The sequence below is a fragment of the Streptomyces sp. NPDC102467 genome (genome assembly GCF_044765445.1).
Lineage (GTDB): Bacteria > Actinomycetota > Actinomycetes > Streptomycetales > Streptomycetaceae > Streptomyces.
The window spans coordinates 227752-244670 of the sequence record NZ_JBIWKA010000003.1; the positions used below are offsets into that span (position 1 = coordinate 227752).

Sequence of the window (16919 nt, forward strand, 5' to 3'; positions counted from 1 at the left end):
ATGAGCAACACACACACCCCTGAGGGACCGGAGACCACGGAGCAGGAGGCCGGGGCCCAGCTCAGTACGGCCCCCGTGGAGGACCAGTCCCCCAACCTGCCCAAGCTGGGCGTCATCGGCTGGGTCCGCTGGTTCTGGCGGCAGCTCACCTCGATGCGGGTCGCCCTGATCCTGCTGTTCCTGCTCTCGCTCGGCGCCATCCCCGGCTCGCTGATCCCGCAGTCCGGGACGGACCCGCTCAAGGTCTCCGACTTCCAGAAGGCGCACACCACGCTCGGGCCGATCTACGAGAAGCTCGGCCTGTTCCACGTCTACGGCTCGGTGTGGTTCTCCGCGATCTACATCCTGCTGTTCATCTCGCTCATCGGCTGCATCGTGCCCCGCACCTGGCAGTTCGTCGGCCAGCTGCGCGGCCGCCCGCCGGGTGCGCCCAGGCGCCTCGACCGGCTGCCCGCGTACGCGACCTGGCGCACCGAGGCCGCCCCCGAGCAGGTGCGCACCGAAGCGCTCGCTCTGCTGAAGAAGCGCCGCTACCGCGCGCATCTCGCCGGGAACGCGGTGGCCTCCGAGAAGGGCTATCTGCGCGAGGTCGGCAACCTGGCCTTCCACATGGCGCTGATCGTGATGCTGATCGCCTTCGCCTGGGGGCAGCTCTTCAAGTTCGAGGGCGGCAAGCTCGTCGTCGAGGGCGACGGCTTCTCCAACGTGCTGCCGCAGTACGACGACTTCAAGTCCGGCAACCTCTTCGACAGCGACCGGGACCTGTCGCCGTTCAGCTTCAAGCTCGACAAGTTCACCGCGACCTACGCGCGCACGGGCCCGGAGAAGGGCACCCCCCGTACCTTCCGCGCGAACGTCAGTTACAACGAGGGCGCCGACGGCACGGCGAAGAAGACCGCCATCGAGTCCAACCACCCGCTGGACATCGACGGCACCAAGATCTTCCTCAACGGCCACGGCTACGCCGTGAACGTCACCGTCCGCGACGGCAAGGGCAAGGTCGTCTCGCAGCAGGCCGTGCCGATGCTGCCGATCGACTCCAACATCTCGTCGCAGGGCGCGATCAAGGTGATGGACGGCTACCGCAACGCGAAGGGTGAGAAGGAGCAGCTCGGCTTCAGCGCCTGGTTCGTACCGACCTTCGCGGGCGCGGGCAAGGGCACGATGTTCTCCCAGTTCCCGGCGCTCGACTATCCCGTGCTCGCGCTCAACGCGACGCACGGCGACCTCGGCGTGGACGCGGGCCTGCCGCAGAACGTGTACCAACTGGACACCTCTCACATGAAGGCGTTCAAGGACGCCAAGGGCAAGGCGCTGAAGTCGCGCCTGCTGCCGGGCGAGACGATGAAGCTCCCGAACGGGGCGGGCTCCATCACCTTCGACAAGGACATCAAGGAATGGGTCACCTTCCAGATCTCCCACCAGCCCGGTGACCAGTGGGCACTCGCCGGCGCCATCGCCGCGATCGCCGGTCTGGCCGGCTCCCTGTTCATCCAGCGCCGCCGCGTCTGGGTACGCGCCGTCGAAGGCCCCGACGGCGTGACCGTCGTCGAGATGGCCGGCCTCGGCCGCAGCGAATCCGCGAAACTCCCCGAGGAACTGGGCGACCTGGTCGGCCGGTTGCACCCACGGGTGCCCAGCGCGCCCGACCCCTCTCAACCTTCTGCACCTTCAGAGACCACCGAACCAACCACCGCTGTTCCTGCCGCCGAAGGGGCTGAGAAGTGACTCTCGCCGCCGCAACCAACGAAACCCTGGCGCACACGAGTAACGTCCTCATCTACTCGTCCATGGCCGTCTACCTGCTGGCGTTCTTCGCGAACATGGCCGAGTGGATCTTCGGCAGCCGCAGCAAGGTCGGCCGTACCGCGGCCGCCCTCACCGGGACCGCCGATGCCGCCTCCGCGGTGCAGGTCCAGGTCAAGCAGAAGAACGGCGGCACCGCCGTACTGGAGCGGCCGACGGTCGTCACCCGGGCCGCCGCCGGCGCCCGTGACGTGCCGGACGGGCCCGGCGCCTCCGGAGGTGACGAGCAGGGCGACCTCTACGGCCGTATCGCCATCTCGCTCATCACTCTCGGGTTCCTCGTCGAATTCTCCGGTGTCCTCACCCGCGCGCTCTCCGTGCAGCGCGCGCCGTGGGGCAACATGTACGAGTTCAACCTGACGTTCTCCACCGTCGCCGTCGGCGTGTACCTCGCGCTGCTCGCGCTGAAGAAGAACGTCCGCTGGCTCGGCCTTCCGCTGGTCACCACGGTCCTCCTCGACCTCGGTCTCGCTGTCACTGTCTTGTACACCGCCAGCGACCAGTTGGTTCCCGCTCTTCACTCGTACTGGCTGTACATCCACGTCTCGACGGCGATCTTCTGCGGCGCGGTCTTCTACGTCGGCGCGGTCGGCACGATCCTGTACCTCTTCAAGGACAGCTACGAGAGCAAGCTCGCGGGCGGCGGCGCGCCCGGCCGGTTCGCGACGTCGGTCATGGAGCGGCTGCCCGCCTCGCAGTCCCTCGACAAGTTCTCCTACCGCGTCAACGCGGCGGTCTTCCCGCTGTGGACGTTCACGATCATCGCGGGCTCCATCTGGGCCGGCGACGCCTGGGGCCGCTACTGGGGCTGGGACCCCAAGGAGACCTGGTCGTTCATCACCTGGGTCGCCTACGCCGCCTACCTGCACGCGCGGGCGACCGCGGGCTGGAAGGGCCGCAAGGCCGCCTACCTGGCACTGGCCGCCTTCGGCTGCTGGATCTTCAACTACTACGGCGTGAACATCTTCGTCACCGGCAAGCACTCCTACGCCGGAGTCTGATCGCCGGAGTCTGATCCGCCGGAGTTGATCCGCCGGAGTGCAAAAGGCGCTGACACCCGAGGCCGGTTCCCGCGACTCCATGTCGTGAGAACCGGCCTTTCGGTACCCGCAGGGCAAGCTGGCCCCATGACCGAGACCCTCGTCGAACCGGGCACCAGCCGCACCGACGGCACCACCCACACCCTGTTCTTCACCCTGCGTCTGCCCCACCCCGTCGAACAGGTCTGGCGGGCCGTGGCCACCCCGGAAGGCCTCGAGGGGTGGCTGGCGGCCGCCGACGTACTGGAGCCCCGGCTCGGCGGCGCCGTCACGCTGCGCTGGCTCAACGGGGGCGGCGCGCACCGGGGGCGGGTCACCGCCTGGGACGTGCAGCGCGTCGCCGAGTACACCCTCGAAGGCGTGCACGGCCGGATCCGCTGCCACCTGGAACCGGCCACCACCCTGCGCTTCACGAACGAGTTCGAGGGCGACGACGCGCTGCGCCTGGACTGCCTGGCCGGCTGGCACGACCACTTCCAGTGCCTGCTCGACGCGTTGAACGGGCGGCCCATGACCCCGGAGACCTGGGCTGCATGGACCCCCGGCCGCTGGCAGACCCTCAGGGACGGTTACGTCAGCCGACCGTGATGGAGTCCAGCTTGCCGCGCAGGTACACGTGGCTGTCGACGGGCTCGTACGCGACGCGTCCCTTCGGCGCGGGCACCGGTTCGACCGTCGTGCCCGGATCGCATTCGTGGAAGTAGACGAGTGAGATCAGCTCCTCGGTGGGCACGTCCGCCGGAGGAGGGAGTACCCGGTGACGCCCGGAACGCCAGCGGTCACCCGTCCAACGGGCCATCAGATCACCGATGTTGATGGTGAACGCGGCCGGGTCGTACGGCGCGTCCTCCCAGCCGCCGCCCCCGTCCGCGGGATCCGTGTACACCTGCAGTCCGCCCTTGCCCGCCTGCCGGTCGAGCACGGTGACGGTGCCGAAGTCGGTGTGCGGGCCGATGCGGAACTGGCCGGGCTCCGGCTCGCCGACGACCTCCGTGCCCGGATACCAGTTGATGTTGAAGCCCCAGGTGGGGTGCGCGGTGTGCCGGGTGAAGAAGTCGGCGGGCTCGGCCAGGGCGACGGCGAGCAGTCCGAGCAGCTCGTCGGAGAGGGCGCGCAGCTGCCCGAGGTACGTCTCGACGGGCTCGCGCAGGCCGGGCGACTCGGCGGGGAAGACGTTCTCGCCGGACCACTCGGCGCGCACCGCCGGGTCGTCGAAAGGCGTACCTGCGGCGGCGGGCGCGTCGGTGGCGAAGGAGAGGGACTCCTTCAGGTCGGGCGGCGTCTCGGTGCCCTCGGCGTAGCCGTTGGCCTCGGCACCGGGGCCGAGCCAGCCGCGGCCGCCCACCCGTACCGTGTACGGCTCCTTCACGGATGCGGGCTGCCGGAAGAAGGGGCGGGCCGCATCCCTGATCCGCGCCCGCAGCGCCGGGTCCACGCCGTGGCCCGTGACCAGCAGGAACCCCGCAGTCCGCAGGGCGGAGTCGACGGTCGAGGCGATCTCGGCGCGGGCCGCGGGGTCGCCGGAGCGCCAGGGCCGCAGGTCGATGGTGGGGATGCGGGACGTGCGGGACGTACCCGGAGAAGCGGTCATACCGTCAGAAGCGGTCATACCGTCCACTCTTCCCGACGGAGCCGCGTCCCAGGCCCCGTCGGCGGACTTTCAAAGACAGGCTCTCAGGGCGCCAGCGAGCGCCAGATCCTGTCGGGGAGGATCCGCGCGGCCTCGTCGAGGTCGATGGAGCCGACCCCGGCGAGATAGCTGCGCGCGACCCCGATGACCGGTCCCAGGACCAGGGACTCGATCAGCGCGTCGGGCAGCGGGGCGACCTCGCCCGACTCGATGTGCTGCCGGATCCACTCGGTGAGCGGCGACAGCCTGGCCTCCTGGGCGTCCCGCAGCTGCCGCGCCTGCGCCATGCCCAGCTGGTCGGCGCGTGAGGAGTGCATCAGGCGGGCCGCGTCCGGGTGCTCCTTGATGAACCCCAGATAGGCCTCCGTGAGCGCGCGGACGCCGCCGCGGGCCGTGCGGGCGGGCAGCAGAGCGGCGCCCAACTCGCCCAGGAGGCGGCCGAGCCAGCGCATCAGCAGCGCGTTCATGAGCCCGTCGATGCTGCCGAAGTGGTGGTACAGGCTGCCGAGGCTGACTCCGCTCGCCTTCGTCAGGGCGCTGACGGTGACGCCCTGTTCGCCCGCGTCGGCGTACACGCGCAGAGCGGTGTCGAGGAGGCGGTCGGCTGTCTCCGCGCCGCGTTGTTGCTTGGGGCTCATGGTGACGACCAGCGTAGAACACCGGCTTCCGTTCGTCTTTCTAAAGTGAATTTCTAGAAAATGACTCCAGTTCTGGCGTTCTCTGGGCCACACTGATCGCCGTGTCCGAACACCAGATACCTCCTGCGCCGCAGCCGGGCCCCGGATCACCGAACAGCACTCGCGGCTGTCTGGTCGCGGTGGTCACCGTCGCGGCCGTGGCCTTCGTCGTGCTCCTGCTGAGCCAGGTCGGCAGCGGGGGCGACGCCAGTGACGACAGCGACGCCACCGACGACGCAGCCTCGTCCTCGTATTCGTCGTACTCGCCCCCAGCCGTGAGCGACACCTTCGACCCGTACGCGTCGAGTGATCCGTACGGGACCCCCACGAGTGAGCCGCCGCCCAGCCCGTACACCTCGGGCACCTGCCTCGACGGGACGCTGCCGGACTCGACCACCGCGCAGGCCGTCGACGACGTCGACGAGGTGGACTGCTCCGCCTCCGACGCGCACTACCGGGTGATCCAGACGATCCCCATGACGTCCGAGCTGAGCCAGTGCGACAGCAACTCCGGTACGCAGTACGCCTTTTCGTCCCGGTACACGATGAATGGCGCGGTCATCAACGAGTACGTGTACTGCCTCGTCGGCCTCGGATCGTACGCGCGGTGAAGGGGCGTGCGGTGAACGGGCGCACCGGGGAATCGGGCCTCGACCTCGCGGGCAGCGGTGCCGAGCCGCTGCGCCCGCAGGACCCCGCCGGATCGGGGCGATCCCGCTGGTGGGACGGCTCGGGGCCGGAGGCATGGGGCGGGTGTATCTCGGCGTCATGGACGGCCGGTTCGCCGCCGTCAAGCAACTGCTGGCGTCCGTCGTCGCCGAGGATCAGGGTTTCGTGCGCCGCTTCGGGCAGGAACTCGACAACCTCGCGCGGCTGCCCGCCGGGGCCACCGCGCCGCTGCTCGCGGGCGACCGTGACGCCGAACCGCCGTGGCTCGCCACGGAGTTCGTCCCCGGGGTCACCCTGGCCGAGACCGTCGAGCGGCACGGGGGTGTGCTCGACGGTCCCGGCCTGTGGTCCCTGCTGCTGGAGGCGGCGGCGGGCCTGGCGCCGGTGCACGCGCTCGGCATGGTGCACCGGGATCTCAAGCCGTCGAACGTCATGCTGACCGCCCGCGGCGTCACCCTCATCGACTTCGGGATCGCCCGCGCCGCCGAACAGAGCCGGCTCACCCGGACCGGCCTCATCGTGGGCACACCCGCGTACATGTCGCCCGAACAGGCCTCGGGATCAAGGCGGTTGACCGGCGCATCGGATGTGTTCGCGCTGGGCCTGCTCGTCGCGTACGCGGCCGGCGGGCGCTGGCCGTTCGGCGAGGGGGAGGGCGACCCGCTCTACCGCATCGTGCACGACGAGCCCGACCTCGGGCCGGTGCGCGAGCGCGATCCCCGGCTCGCCGACGCCGTCGCGGCCTGCCTGGACAAGGATCCGGAGGGCCGCCCGGCAGTCGCGGAGATTCTTGAAACGGCCCTCGGGTACGCGGACTTGGGCGCGCCGGCGTGGCCCGGCCCGTTACGGGCTCCGCTGGCCGAGCGGGCGGAGTTCGCGGCGCGGGTGCCGGAGGGGACATCCGCGCCGCCGCCCGTGCCGGACACCGGGGCGACCGGGGCCGGTGCCCGTGCCCCGCGGCGCGAGCGGCGACGGCGTACGAGAGTCCTGCTCGCGGTCGTGCCCGTCGTCGTGGTCGCCACGGGGACGACGCTCGCGCTGCGCCATCTGCCGTACGACGCCGGACGCGACGGGGCCGCCGGCCCGCAGTCGTCCGTGTCGTCCGGCGCGCCCGCCGACCCCGCCGCGTCGACCGGGCCGACGGGGTCGCCCTTGCCCGCGGCGAAGCGCTCGGGCGGAGCGAAGAAGAAGGACGGCGGTAAGAAGGGGAAGAAGACGGACGGCGGCGCGGGCAAAGGTGAGGCGGGAGCGTCCGCGGCTGGCGCCGGAACCGCCGGAACCGCCGGAGGTGCGAACGGCGGCGACGGTGGGGGAGCGGGTGCCGGCGGCCAGGAGGCGTCCGGCACGGGCACAGGCAACACGGGCACAGGCGACACAGGCAAAGGCGACACGGGCACGGGCGGCACCGGGGGCAACTCGACGACAGGCGGCGGCAGTTCATCGGGCGGTGGCTCGACCACAGCCCCCACCACCGGCACCTTCCGCCTGAAGAACGCCGATAACAGCTCCTGCCTGACGCAGGTGTACGGGTCCGCGGACGACGGGAGTTGCTCCGACGCGAGCGCCTCCTGGAAGACAGTGAGCGCCGAGAACAACAGCTTCAAGGTCGTCAACAAGCGGTCCGGGTCCTGCCTGGTCGCGAACATGAACGGCCAGGCCGTCTTCGTGGGCGACTGCACCCAGGGCGCCGCCCGCCTCTGGCGCTGGGGAACGGGCGGCGCCCTCAGGAGTACGTCGAACGGCGGCTGCCTCGATCTGGCCTACGGTGGCGGAGTGTCGACCCAGACCTGCGCCTCCAGCAAGGCCTCCCAGCGGTGGGGCCGGACGTAGCGCCTCGCGGTGGGGCCGGGCGTAGCGCCTCGCGGTGGGGCCGGGCGTAGCGCCTCAGCCCGCCACCGACGACACCCGCAGCAACAGCTTCCCCGTGCTGGTCCGCGAGCCCATCACCCGGTGGGCCTCGGCCGCGTCCGACAGGGCGAACTCGCCGGTGACCGGGAGTTCGACGCCCGGTACGGCGAAGGCCCGCTCGGCGAGAGCGCGCAGCTCCTGAGGCGCCGTCTTCGCCAGATTCAGAATCGAGAAGCCGCCCACCGAGAGCGACGCCGGGTACAGCTCCGGCTGCCCCACCTGCCAGGCCGGGGCGGACGACGCGTTGCCGAAGGAGACGGCCCGGCCGAACACCGCCAGCGTGCCGAGCGTCTCGCGGAACGTGTCACCGCCGACCGGGTCGAGCGCCAGGTCGACACCCCGGCCGCCGGTCAACTCCCGTACAGCAGAGCCGAATCCGTCGGCCAGGACCACTTCGTCGTACCCGTACTTGCGGGCGTACTCCGCTTTGGCCGCGCTCGACACGACCCCGTACACGGCCCCCGCGCCCGCGGCCCGCGCCAACTGCCCGGCCACCGTGCCGACCCCGCCCGCCGCGCCCTGCACCAGCACGCTCTCCCCGGCCCGCAGTCGCCCCACCGAGTGCAGCAGCGCGTACGCCGTCGGCAGCACGGTCGGCAGGGTCGCGGCCGCGCGCAGGGTGAGCCCGGCCGGCAGCGGGAAGACCGTGACGGCGTCGGCCACGGCCACCTCCGCGTACGCCCCGCCCTCGGTGAGCGCGGCGACCTCCTGGCCGACGGTCAGGCCCGTAACTCCCGTGCCAAGGGCGCGAATCCGGCCCGAGACCTCCAGCCCCGGGACGAAGGGAAGCGACGGCACCCGGTACCCCTCGGAGCGCGCCTTGAGGTCGGCGAAGTTCACCCCGGCGTACGCGATGTCGATCGCCACCTGCCCGGGGCCCGGCTCGGGGACGTCCGCGTCCACCGTCGTCAGGACCTCGGGACCGCCGTACTCGTCGAAACGCACTGCCCGCATGGCATACGCCTTCCGTCACAACCCACGGTGTTCGTCGATTGACGAACACCTCAGGCTCGGACTGTACGACGCCAAGCGAACACCCGGCAAGTGGTCACGCATTCAGGCGCTACTCCCCGCTACTCCCCACTGCCCCCGATGTCCCCGATGTCTTCGTGCCACAGCTCCGGCCTGGCCGCGATGAACTCCTCCATCATGGCGACGCACTCGGGATCGTCGAGCAGCACGATCTCGACGCCGTGCTCGGCCAGCCAGTCGTGCCCGCCGTGGAAGGTGCGCGCCTCGCCGACGACCACGCGGGAGATGCCGAACTGGCGCACCAGGCCCGAGCAGTACCAGCAGGGGCTGAGCGTGGTCACCATCGTGGTGCCCCGGTACGAGCGCTGCCGGCCCGCGTCGCGGAACGCGTCGGTCTCGCCGTGCGCCGACGGGTCCGCGTCCTGCACCCGCCGGTTGTGGCCGCGGCCGAGGATCTTTCCGTCGGCCGAGTACAGGGCGGCGCCGATCGGGATGCCGCCCTCGGCGAGACCGGCCCGCGCCTCCTCCACGGCGGTGGCGAGCCAGGTGCGGGCGAGACCGGGGTCCATGACGTCACTCACCCCTGCCCTCCTGACCGTCCTCGCGGCGCTTGAGCTCCTCCTCGCGGCGGCGCAGATCCGCCTCCCAGTCCTTGAGGAGCGCCTCGTCCTTCTTGTCACCGGAGTCCTTGAGGGAGTCCAGGAACTCCGGGTTGTCGTCCGGCGCGACGAACCGCGCCCTGCGGTCGCGGTGCCACTCGGACGGCGTCGAACCACCGGCGGGGGCGTGCCGCCGCTTGCCGGCCACCAGCCAGGCGACCGGGCCGACGAGGACCTCGCCGAAGAGCAGGATGATGATGACCCACACCACCTTCGGCAGGCCGCGCACCTCCTCCTCCGGGGTGTTCAGGCAGTCGATGAACGCGTAGATCCACAGCGCCAGGACCAGTAGGAACGGCAGATACCTGAGCATGTCGGTGCGGTCCCCCCGGGACGTGTGGAGATTTCGCTGGGTACGCGAAGGCGGGGCCAGGGTAGCGTCTGGCGCGCATCGCACGAGAACTCCCGCGGGAACCGCGGAGCGAGACGGGGGCAGTCATGACGGGGGACCAGCATCCGGCCGTGGTCGAGGACCGCTTTCGGACCCGGGCCGAGCGCCGGAAGGCCTGGGGCATCGGCCTGTTGATCGCGGCCGGGCTGTGCTGGGGGTACGCCGCCTTCCAGCTGTTCACGCCGTACGAGACCAGGATCTGGAGCGTCCACTGCTCCGGCCCCGCTGTCGCGGACCGCGAAGGCCTGTACGACTTCGATGGACCCGACGGCGAGACCGCCCGGCGCAAGATCGCGCTGTGCGCGGAGCAGCGCGACTGGCCGGCCCCGGTCACGGCGCTGCTGATCGGCGCCCCGCTGGCGGCCGTCGGGGGTTCGCTGCGCGCCGCCGGATCGGTCGCGCTCGACCTGCGGGAGCACGCCGCGGATCTCGCCCGCGCCGAGCGCTGAGGGCGGCCGGGGCCGGGCAGTGACCGGCCCGCGACAAGATCCCTCACCAGGGATGACAAACTGGAACGCATGGCTTATGACGATCTTCGCTCCCTGCTCCGGGCGCTGGAGCGCGAGGGCGACCTGCTGCGCATCAAGGCCGAGGTCGACCCCTATCTGGAGGTCGGTGAGATCGTCGACCGGGTACAGAAGGCCGGCGGCCCGGCCCTGCTCTTCGAGAACGTGAAGGGCTCGGCGATGCCCCTCGCGATGAACGTGTACGGCACCGACCGGCGGCTGCTGAAAGCCCTCGGCCTGAAGTCGTACAGCGACATCAGCGAGAAGATCGGCGGTCTGCTCAAGCCCGAGCTGCCGCACGGCTTCGTCGGTGTCCGTGAGGCGTTCGGCAAGCTCGGCGCGATGACCCACGTGCCGCCGCGCAAGGTCAAGGACGCGCCCGTGCAGGAGGTCGTGCTGCACGGTGACGACGTCGACCTGGACAAGCTGCCCGCGCTGTTCACCTGGCCCGAGGACGGCGGCTCCTTCTTCAACCTGGGCCTGACCCACACCAAGGACCCCGAGTCCGGCGTGCGCAACCTCGGCCTCTACCGGCTGCAGCGCCACGACAAGCGCACCATCGGCATGCACTGGCAGATCCACAAGGACAGCCGCAACCACTACCAGGTGGCGGCCCGCAAGGGTGAGAAGCTGCCCGTCGCCATCGCCTTCGGCTGCCCGCCCGCGGTCACGTACGCGTCGACGGCCCCGCTGCCCGGCGACATGGACGAGTACATGCTGGCCGGGTTCATCCAGGGCAAGCGCGTCGAGATGGTCGACTGCAAGACGGTCCCGCTCCAGGTCCCGGCCAACGCCGAGGTGGTCATCGAGGGCTGGCTGGAGCCGGGCGAGATGCTGCCCGAAGGCCCCTTCGGCGACCACACGGGCTTCTACACCCCGCAGGAACCGTTCCCCGCGCTGACCATCGACTGCGTCACCATGCGCAAGCGCCCGCTGCTCCAGTCCATCGTCGTCGGCCGCCCGCCGACCGAGGACGGGCCGCTGGGCCGGGCGACGGAACGCTTCTTCCTCCCCCTCCTCAAGGTGATCGTCCCGGACATCGTCGACTACCACCTGCCGGAGTCGGGCGGCTTCCACAACTGCGCGATCGTCTCGATCGACAAGAAGTACCCCAAGCACGCCCAGAAGGTCATGCACGCGATCTGGGGCGCGCACATGATGTCGCTGACCAAGCTGATCGTCGTCGTCGACTCCGATTGCGACGTGCACGATCTTCATGAAGTCTCGTGGCGCGCGCTCGGGAACACGGACTACGCCCGTGACCTGACCGTCGTCGAGGGGCCCGTCGACCATCTCGACCACGCCTCGTACCAGCAGTTCTGGGGCGGCAAGGCGGGCATCGACGCGACGAAGAAGTGGCCCGAGGAGGGCTACACGCGGGACGGCGGCTGGCCCGAGATGGTCGTCTCCGACCCCCGAACGGCGGCTCTGGTGGACCGCCGCTGGAAGGAGTACGGACTCAAGTGACCTCAGCATCCGCGGCGATCCCGCAGCAGCCGGGCCGCACCAAGGCGTTCCTGCGCCTGGTCATGATCGAGCACTCGGTCTTCGCGCTGCCGTTCGCCTACACCGCGGCGCTGACCGCGATGTTCGAGCTGGACAAGAACATCCACTGGGGCCGGCTGCTCCTGGTCACCATCTGCATGGTGGGCCTGCGCACCTTCGCGATGGCGGCGAACCGGATCATCGACCGCGAGATCGACGCCCGCAACCCACGCACCGCCCACCGCGAACTGGTCACGGGCGCGGTGTCGGTGAAGTCGGCGTGGACCGGCGCGCTCATCGCGCTGGTCATCTTCCTCGGCGCGGCGGCCCTCCTGAACCCGCTCTGCCTCGCCCTGGCGCCCATCGCCGTGATCCCGATGGTCGTCTACCCGTACGGCAAGCGGTTCACGAACTTCCCGCAGGCCATCCTCGGCCTCGCGCAGGCGATGGGCCCGATCGGCGCGTGGATCGCGGTCACCGGCTCGTGGTCGTGGGAAGCGGTGATCCTCGGTCTCGCCGTCGGAATCTGGATCGGCGGCTTCGACCTGATCTACGCGTGCCAGGACGTGGAGACCGACCGCGAGGTCGGCGTCATGTCGGTACCGGCCCGCTTCGGCATCCCCGCCGCCATCTGGGGCGCCCGCGTCTGCCACACCCTCACGACGGCCCTGTTCGTCTGGTACGCGCTGACCACCGGTGCGGGCACCTTCTTCTGGGTCGGCCTGGTGATCGTCGCGGGCGCGTTCCTCTACGAGCACACGATCGTCAAGCCGCATGATCTGTCCCGCCTGAACCGGGCGTTCTTCCAGGTCAACGGATTCATCGGGATCGCGCTGTTCGTGTGCGCGCTGCTGGATCTGCTGGTGCGCGGCCTCTCCGTGTAGCGCCCGTCAGGCAGTGCTCCGCGCCGGTCCTTCGTCGGTGCGGAGCAGCCGCAGGAACGCTTTGAGGCCGGTGATGACCTCCTGGTTGTCCGTCAGCCGGTTCACCACCGACTCGAACTCGCGGCTGACCGCTTCGAGGTGCAGTTCGACGCGGTCAGCGCGCTGGTGGGCGGAGAGCCCGACGGCGTCCACCGACGTCCGCAGCTCGCCAAGGACCCGGTAGGTCTCTTCCGCCTTCTCCTCCAGGACGGCCGCGCCCTTCTGCAGCGCGGCGACGGCGACGCGCACCGCGGCCACGTCGTCGCGCGGAAAGCGCACCTCGCCGTGGAGCGTGGTGAGGCGGCGGCGCAGCGCCCCGAAGTAGGCGCCCGCGGGGCGCAAGAGAGTGCTGAGCAGATAGCAGCCCGCGATCCAGTAGCCCGCCGTCCGGCCCGTGGCCCAGGCGGCGCACACCGTGGCGGTCCCCGTGACGAGATGCGCGCCGACCGCCATGCGCAGCATCACGGCGGCGATCCGGGCGGCCTCCGCATCCCGGTCGGCCGGGACGGCGAGCCCCTTCTCGCGGCTGACGCGGGCCTCGTGGACCACGGAGCGGGCACGGAAGTAGAGGTTCCAGGGCACGGTCAGCAGGAGCACGAGCCACAGCAGGCAGATCGCGCCGCCGACGGCGAGCAGCACGGTCTCGGCGGCGATGCCGAGCACGCGGACCAGGACGAGGGCGGCGACGGCGGCCACCCCGCAGAACACCAGGTATCGGGCCTTCATGGGCCCACTGTGGCGAGCGGCGGCGCGCACCGCATGCGTCCGCGTACTCAGCCGCCCCGGGGCCGGGTACTCAGCCGTCCGGGGCTCGGTCCTTCGGCCGAGCCGGAGCTCAGACCGGCAGCCGTGGCCGCGGCGGCTCCGGGCGCCGGCGGACGACGAACGCCGCTGTCACGCCCGCGAGAAGGCCGATCAGATGGCCCTGCCAGCTCACGCCCTCGTTCGCGGGGGAGAGGCCCGCCAGGATCGTCGTGCCCCAGTACGCGCCGATGAGCAGGCCGGCGACGATGCCGAGCGGTCTGCGCTCGACGAAGCCGCTGAGCACGACGAAGCCGAACAAGCCGAAGATCAGGCCCGAGGCGCCCGCCGTGTTCGAGTGGGCGGGGGCCACCAGCCACACCCCGAGCCCGTCCGCGACGATGATCAGGGCGCAGGCCAGCAGGAAGCGGCGCAGCCCCGAGAGCGCGGCGACGAAGCCGAGGACCAGCAGCGGGATCGAGTTCGCCGCGACGTGGTCGAAGCCGAAGTGGATGAACGAGGCCGGCACGACGTCGACCAGCTCGGCCGGATCACGCGGCTGTATGCCGAAACGGTCGAGCGCGTGACCCGACGCCGTGTCGACCACTTCGAGCAGCCACAGCAGGGCGACCCACCCCACCATGAGCTTTCCCGCGGCCAGCGCGCGGCCGCGCGCCGGCCCTCGGACCGTGCTCGTGCTGTCCGTCATTACCGCCCCCACCCCCATGGGCCCGCCGTCGCGGAAAGAACGACGTCGCGGGAAGAACGACCACGGCCCCTGCTCAAGTTCCCCTGGGAGGACGCCGGATAGGCTCGTGGTGTGGAGCACGTTAACGCACCGGGCCGCAGGCCCTGGATCATCGGGGTGTCCGGCGCATCCGGAACGCCCTACGCCGCTTCCGTGCTGCGCGCACTGATCGACGCGGGCGAGGCCGTGGACCTGGTCGTCTCGCGGGCCTCGCGGCTCACGCTGCTCGACGAGACGGGCATCGGGTTCCGGGACGCGCACTGGCGGGAGGATCTGGCCCAGTGGCTGGCGCGGGGCGCGGACGGCAAGCCGGACACGTTCGGGGAGATCGATCTGAGCGGCGTACGGCACTGGGCGGCGGGCGATCTGGCCGCCGGGCCGTCCTCCGGCTCGTACCCGGTCAAGGGCATGATCATCGTGCCCGCTTCGACGGCGTGCGTGGCGGGTGTGGCGCTCGGCCTGTCGAAGGATCTGCTGCAGCGCGCGGCGAGCGTGACGCTCAAGGAGCGGCGCAGGCTGGTGGTCGCGGTCCGCGAGACGCCGCTCAACGGGCAGACGCTCAAGCACCTGGTGACGCTGGACGAGGCGGGCGCGGTCGTGCTGCCCGCCTCGCCGGCGTTCTACGCGGGGGCGACGCACATCCAGGATCTGGTGGACTTCGTCGCGGGGCGGGCGCTGGACGCGGCAGGAGTGCCGCACACGCTGTACCGCCGGTGGGAGGGAGAGCTGGGGGGAGGCTCTCGGGGTGACCAGCCTCCGCCGGGAGGGGCCTAGCTCTTCTTGGCGCGGGCGGCGGGCTTCTTGGCCGCGCGGCGCTCGGTGGTGGCGGACTGGTGGACACGGGAACGAACGGCCTCGGCCTGCATCTCGCGCATGCGGGCGTACGCCATCTCGATCGTGAACACGGTGACAACACTCCTGGAAATCGATGGATCTTCGACGTTTCTTCGCTGATCCGGTGACTGGGCTTTAGATTTTGCGGGGCGTTGCCCCCGCGTGCCTTAGATTCTACACGTAAACTCGCGTCAACGCTGGATAATGAAAGGCTTTGGACCTATGGACGCCGTGGACAGGCAGCTCATCCAGGCCCTGCGCGAGAACGGCCGCGCCTCGTATGCGGAGTTGGGCCGTCTCGTCGGCCTGTCCGGGCCGAGCGTCACGGACCGCATCAACCGCCTCGAGGCGGCCGGGGTCATCACCGGCTACCGGGCCACCGTCGACTCCGCCTCGCTCGGCCTCGGCGTCACCGCCCTCGTCGGCATCTCCCTCTCCGACGCCGCCGACCACGAGGACGTCGCGCGCCGCCTGAAGGACCTGCACGAGATCGAGGACGCCTGGTTCATCGCGGGCGACGACTCCTACATGCTCAAGGTGCGCGTCGGCGACGTCGACGGCCTGGAGAAGACGATCCGCCGTCTCAGCGGCACCAAGGGCGTCTCGCGCACGCGCACCACCATCGTGCTCTCCACGAAGTGGGAGAACCGGGTGGGGGAGCTGCCCGAAGAGGTGTGAGCGCGGCGCTGTCGGAGCGTGGGCGTACGGTGGAGCGGACTTAAGGGTCGTGTTGTTGAGGAGAGGTACGGGCATGGACGCAGGGCTCAAGCGCGAGCTGGAGCAGAAGGTCAGGGACGGCGAGCGGCTGTCCCGCGAGGACGGCGTCGCGCTCTACGAGTCGGACGACCTGGCCTGGCTCGGCGGCCTCGCCCACGAGGTGCGCACACGCAAGAACGGCGACGTCGTGCACTTCAACGTGAACCGTCACCTCAACATGACCAACGTGTGCACCGCCTCGTGCGCCTACTGCTCGTTCCAGCGCAAGCCGGGCGAGAAGGACGCGTACACGATGCGCATCGAGGAGGCCGTCAAGCTCGCCAAGGCGATGGAGTCGGAGAACCTCACCGAACTGCACATCGTCAACGGTCTGCACCCGACGCTCCCTTGGCGCTACTACCCGCGCTCGCTCAAGGCCCTCAAGGAGGCCCTGCCGGACGTCGGCCTCAAGGCGTTCACGGCCACCGAGATCCACCACTTCGAGAAGATCTCCGGGCTTCCGGCCTCCGAGATCCTCGACGAGCTGATCGAGGCGGGCCTGGAGTCGCTGACCGGCGGCGGCGCGGAGATCTTCGACTGGGAGATCCGGCAGCACATCGTCGACCACGACACCCACTGGGAGGACTGGTCGCGCATCCACCGCCTCGCGCACGAGAAGGGGCTCAAGACCCCCGCGACGATGCTGTACGGGCACATCGAGGAGCCTCGCCACCGCGTCGACCACGTGCTGCGCCTGCGCGAACTGCAGGACGAGACCGGCGGCTTCCAGGTCTTCATCCCGCTGCGCTACCAGCACGACTTCGTCGACATGAAGGACGGCAAGGTACGCAACCGCCTCCAGGCCCGCACCACGATGGCGACGGGCGCGGAGGCGCTGAAGACCTTCGCGGTCTCGCGCCTGCTCTTCGACAACGTGCCGCACGTGAAGTGCTTCTGGGTCATGCACGGCCTGCACACCACGCAGCTCGCGCTGCAGCACGGCGCCGACGACATGGACGGCTCGGTCGTCGAGTACAAGATCACGCACGACGCGGACAACTACGGCACGCCGAACAAGCTGACCCGCGAGGACCTGCTCGACCTCATCCGCGACGCCGGGTTCCAGCCCGTCGAGCGCAACACGCGGTACGAGATCATCCGTGAGTACGACGGCCCGGACCCGGCGCGGCGCGACGCCCCGCAGCCGATGCGCGTCTGAGGCCGTACCCGGCCC

General features: G+C 70.5%; 19 protein-coding genes. 11 read left to right on the forward strand and 8 right to left on the reverse strand.

Annotated elements, in window-relative coordinates; genetic code table 11:
• The 3 genes from ACIREE_RS06910 to ACIREE_RS06920 all read left to right on the forward strand — a co-directional run bounded on the left by ACIREE_RS06910 (position 1) and on the right by ACIREE_RS06920 (position 3434).
• Positions 1–1728: a cytochrome c biogenesis protein ResB gene (locus ACIREE_RS06910; RefSeq protein ID WP_404147376.1), complete on the forward strand. Its 1728-nt coding sequence runs from the start codon at positions 1–3 to the stop codon at positions 1726–1728.
• A complete protein-coding gene (gene ccsB / locus ACIREE_RS06915; protein WP_404147378.1) occupies positions 1725–2807 on the forward strand; it encodes a c-type cytochrome biogenesis protein CcsB in 1083 nt (360 codons plus the stop codon). Before ACIREE_RS06910 ends, ccsB begins: the two co-directional genes overlap by 4 nt.
• 126 nt (positions 2808–2933) lie before the next feature.
• Positions 2934–3434 (forward strand): SRPBCC domain-containing protein, encoded by a 501-nt coding sequence (locus ACIREE_RS06920; protein WP_404147381.1) that lies wholly within the window; start codon positions 2934–2936, stop codon positions 3432–3434.
• Here ACIREE_RS06920 and ACIREE_RS06925 read toward each other — a convergent pair.
• The gene (locus tag ACIREE_RS06925) at positions 3421–4455 is read right to left on the reverse strand and encodes an isopenicillin N synthase family dioxygenase (protein ID WP_404147383.1); all 1035 of its coding nucleotides are present in this window, start codon (positions 4453–4455) and stop codon (positions 3421–3423) included. The genes ACIREE_RS06920 and ACIREE_RS06925 overlap by 14 nt on opposite strands.
• Before the next feature lie 65 nt (positions 4456–4520).
• Positions 4521–5114 carry a TetR/AcrR family transcriptional regulator gene (locus tag ACIREE_RS06930; protein WP_404147386.1) on the reverse strand — a complete coding sequence of 198 codons (594 nt, stop codon included), beginning with the start codon at positions 5112–5114 and terminating at the stop codon, positions 4521–4523.
• Between the two features lie 101 nt (positions 5115–5215).
• On the opposite strand from ACIREE_RS06930, the gene ACIREE_RS06935 reads away from it, so the two are divergent.
• A complete protein-coding gene (locus ACIREE_RS06935; RefSeq protein WP_404147389.1) occupies positions 5216–5764 on the forward strand; it encodes a hypothetical protein in 549 nt (182 codons plus the stop codon).
• A 133-nt stretch (positions 5765–5897) separates the two neighbouring features.
• Positions 5898–7652, forward strand: a complete 1755-nt coding sequence (locus ACIREE_RS06940; protein WP_404147391.1) for a protein kinase — start codon at positions 5898–5900, stop codon at positions 7650–7652.
• Between the two features lie 54 nt (positions 7653–7706).
• Here ACIREE_RS06940 and ACIREE_RS06945 read toward each other — a convergent pair whose 3' ends face one another.
• The 3 genes from ACIREE_RS06945 to ACIREE_RS06955 form a co-directional block, all read right to left on the reverse strand.
• Positions 7707–8684 carry a zinc-binding alcohol dehydrogenase family protein gene (locus ACIREE_RS06945; protein WP_404147394.1) on the reverse strand — a complete coding sequence of 326 codons (978 nt, stop codon included), beginning with the start codon at positions 8682–8684 and terminating at the stop codon, positions 7707–7709.
• Between the two features lie 119 nt (positions 8685–8803).
• Positions 8804–9271 carry a nucleoside deaminase gene (locus ACIREE_RS06950; protein ID WP_404148195.1) on the reverse strand — a complete coding sequence of 156 codons (468 nt, stop codon included), beginning with the start codon at positions 9269–9271 and terminating at the stop codon, positions 8804–8806.
• 4 nt (positions 9272–9275) lie between these two features.
• A complete protein-coding gene (locus tag ACIREE_RS06955) occupies positions 9276–9674 on the reverse strand; it encodes a PLD nuclease N-terminal domain-containing protein (protein WP_404147397.1) in 399 nt (132 codons plus the stop codon).
• Positions 9675–9799: 125 nt separating this feature from the next.
• Between ACIREE_RS06955 and ACIREE_RS06960 the strand changes: the two genes are divergently transcribed.
• The 3 genes from ACIREE_RS06960 to mqnP all read left to right on the forward strand — a co-directional run bounded on the left by ACIREE_RS06960 (position 9800) and on the right by mqnP (position 12627).
• Positions 9800–10201 (forward strand): hypothetical protein, encoded by a 402-nt coding sequence (locus tag ACIREE_RS06960; protein WP_404147400.1) that lies wholly within the window; start codon positions 9800–9802, stop codon positions 10199–10201.
• 69 nt (positions 10202–10270) lie between these two features.
• Complete coding sequence (locus tag ACIREE_RS06965) at positions 10271–11725, forward strand: menaquinone biosynthesis decarboxylase (RefSeq protein ID WP_404147403.1); 1455 nt, start codon at positions 10271–10273, stop codon at positions 11723–11725.
• The gene (mqnP, locus tag ACIREE_RS06970; RefSeq protein WP_404147406.1) at positions 11722–12627 is read left to right on the forward strand and encodes a menaquinone biosynthesis prenyltransferase MqnP; all 906 of its coding nucleotides are present in this window, start codon (positions 11722–11724) and stop codon (positions 12625–12627) included. The genes ACIREE_RS06965 and mqnP overlap by 4 nt, the downstream gene beginning before the upstream one ends.
• Before the next feature lie 6 nt (positions 12628–12633).
• On the opposite strand, the gene ACIREE_RS06975 is transcribed toward mqnP, so the two are convergent.
• Both ACIREE_RS06975 and ACIREE_RS06980 read right to left on the reverse strand, forming a co-directional pair.
• Positions 12634–13392, reverse strand: a complete 759-nt coding sequence (locus tag ACIREE_RS06975; RefSeq protein ID WP_404147409.1) for a hypothetical protein — start codon at positions 13390–13392, stop codon at positions 12634–12636.
• Positions 13393–13501: 109 nt separating this feature from the next.
• Entirely contained in the window at positions 13502–14116 is a 615-nt protein-coding gene (locus tag ACIREE_RS06980) for a rhomboid family intramembrane serine protease (protein WP_404147411.1), read from the reverse strand.
• Between the two features lie 111 nt (positions 14117–14227).
• Here ACIREE_RS06980 and ACIREE_RS06985 point away from each other — a divergent pair, with 111 nt between their 5' ends.
• Positions 14228–14929 carry a UbiX family flavin prenyltransferase gene (locus tag ACIREE_RS06985; protein WP_404147414.1) on the forward strand — a complete coding sequence of 234 codons (702 nt, stop codon included), beginning with the start codon at positions 14228–14230 and terminating at the stop codon, positions 14927–14929.
• On the opposite strand, the gene ACIREE_RS06990 is transcribed toward ACIREE_RS06985, so the two are convergent.
• Positions 14926–15060 (reverse strand): hypothetical protein, encoded by a 135-nt coding sequence (locus ACIREE_RS06990; protein ID WP_404147417.1) that lies wholly within the window; start codon positions 15058–15060, stop codon positions 14926–14928. The genes ACIREE_RS06985 and ACIREE_RS06990 overlap by 4 nt on opposite strands.
• A 151-nt stretch (positions 15061–15211) precedes the next feature.
• Here ACIREE_RS06990 and ACIREE_RS06995 point away from each other — a divergent pair, with 151 nt between their 5' ends.
• Together ACIREE_RS06995 and mqnE are read left to right on the forward strand one after the other, a co-directional pair.
• Positions 15212–15667 carry an Lrp/AsnC family transcriptional regulator gene (locus ACIREE_RS06995; protein ID WP_404147419.1) on the forward strand — a complete coding sequence of 152 codons (456 nt, stop codon included), beginning with the start codon at positions 15212–15214 and terminating at the stop codon, positions 15665–15667.
• 73 nt (positions 15668–15740) lie between these two features.
• A complete protein-coding gene (gene mqnE, locus ACIREE_RS07000) occupies positions 15741–16904 on the forward strand; it encodes an aminofutalosine synthase MqnE (RefSeq protein WP_404147422.1) in 1164 nt (387 codons plus the stop codon).
• The last annotated feature ends 15 nt before the right edge of the window (positions 16905–16919 follow it).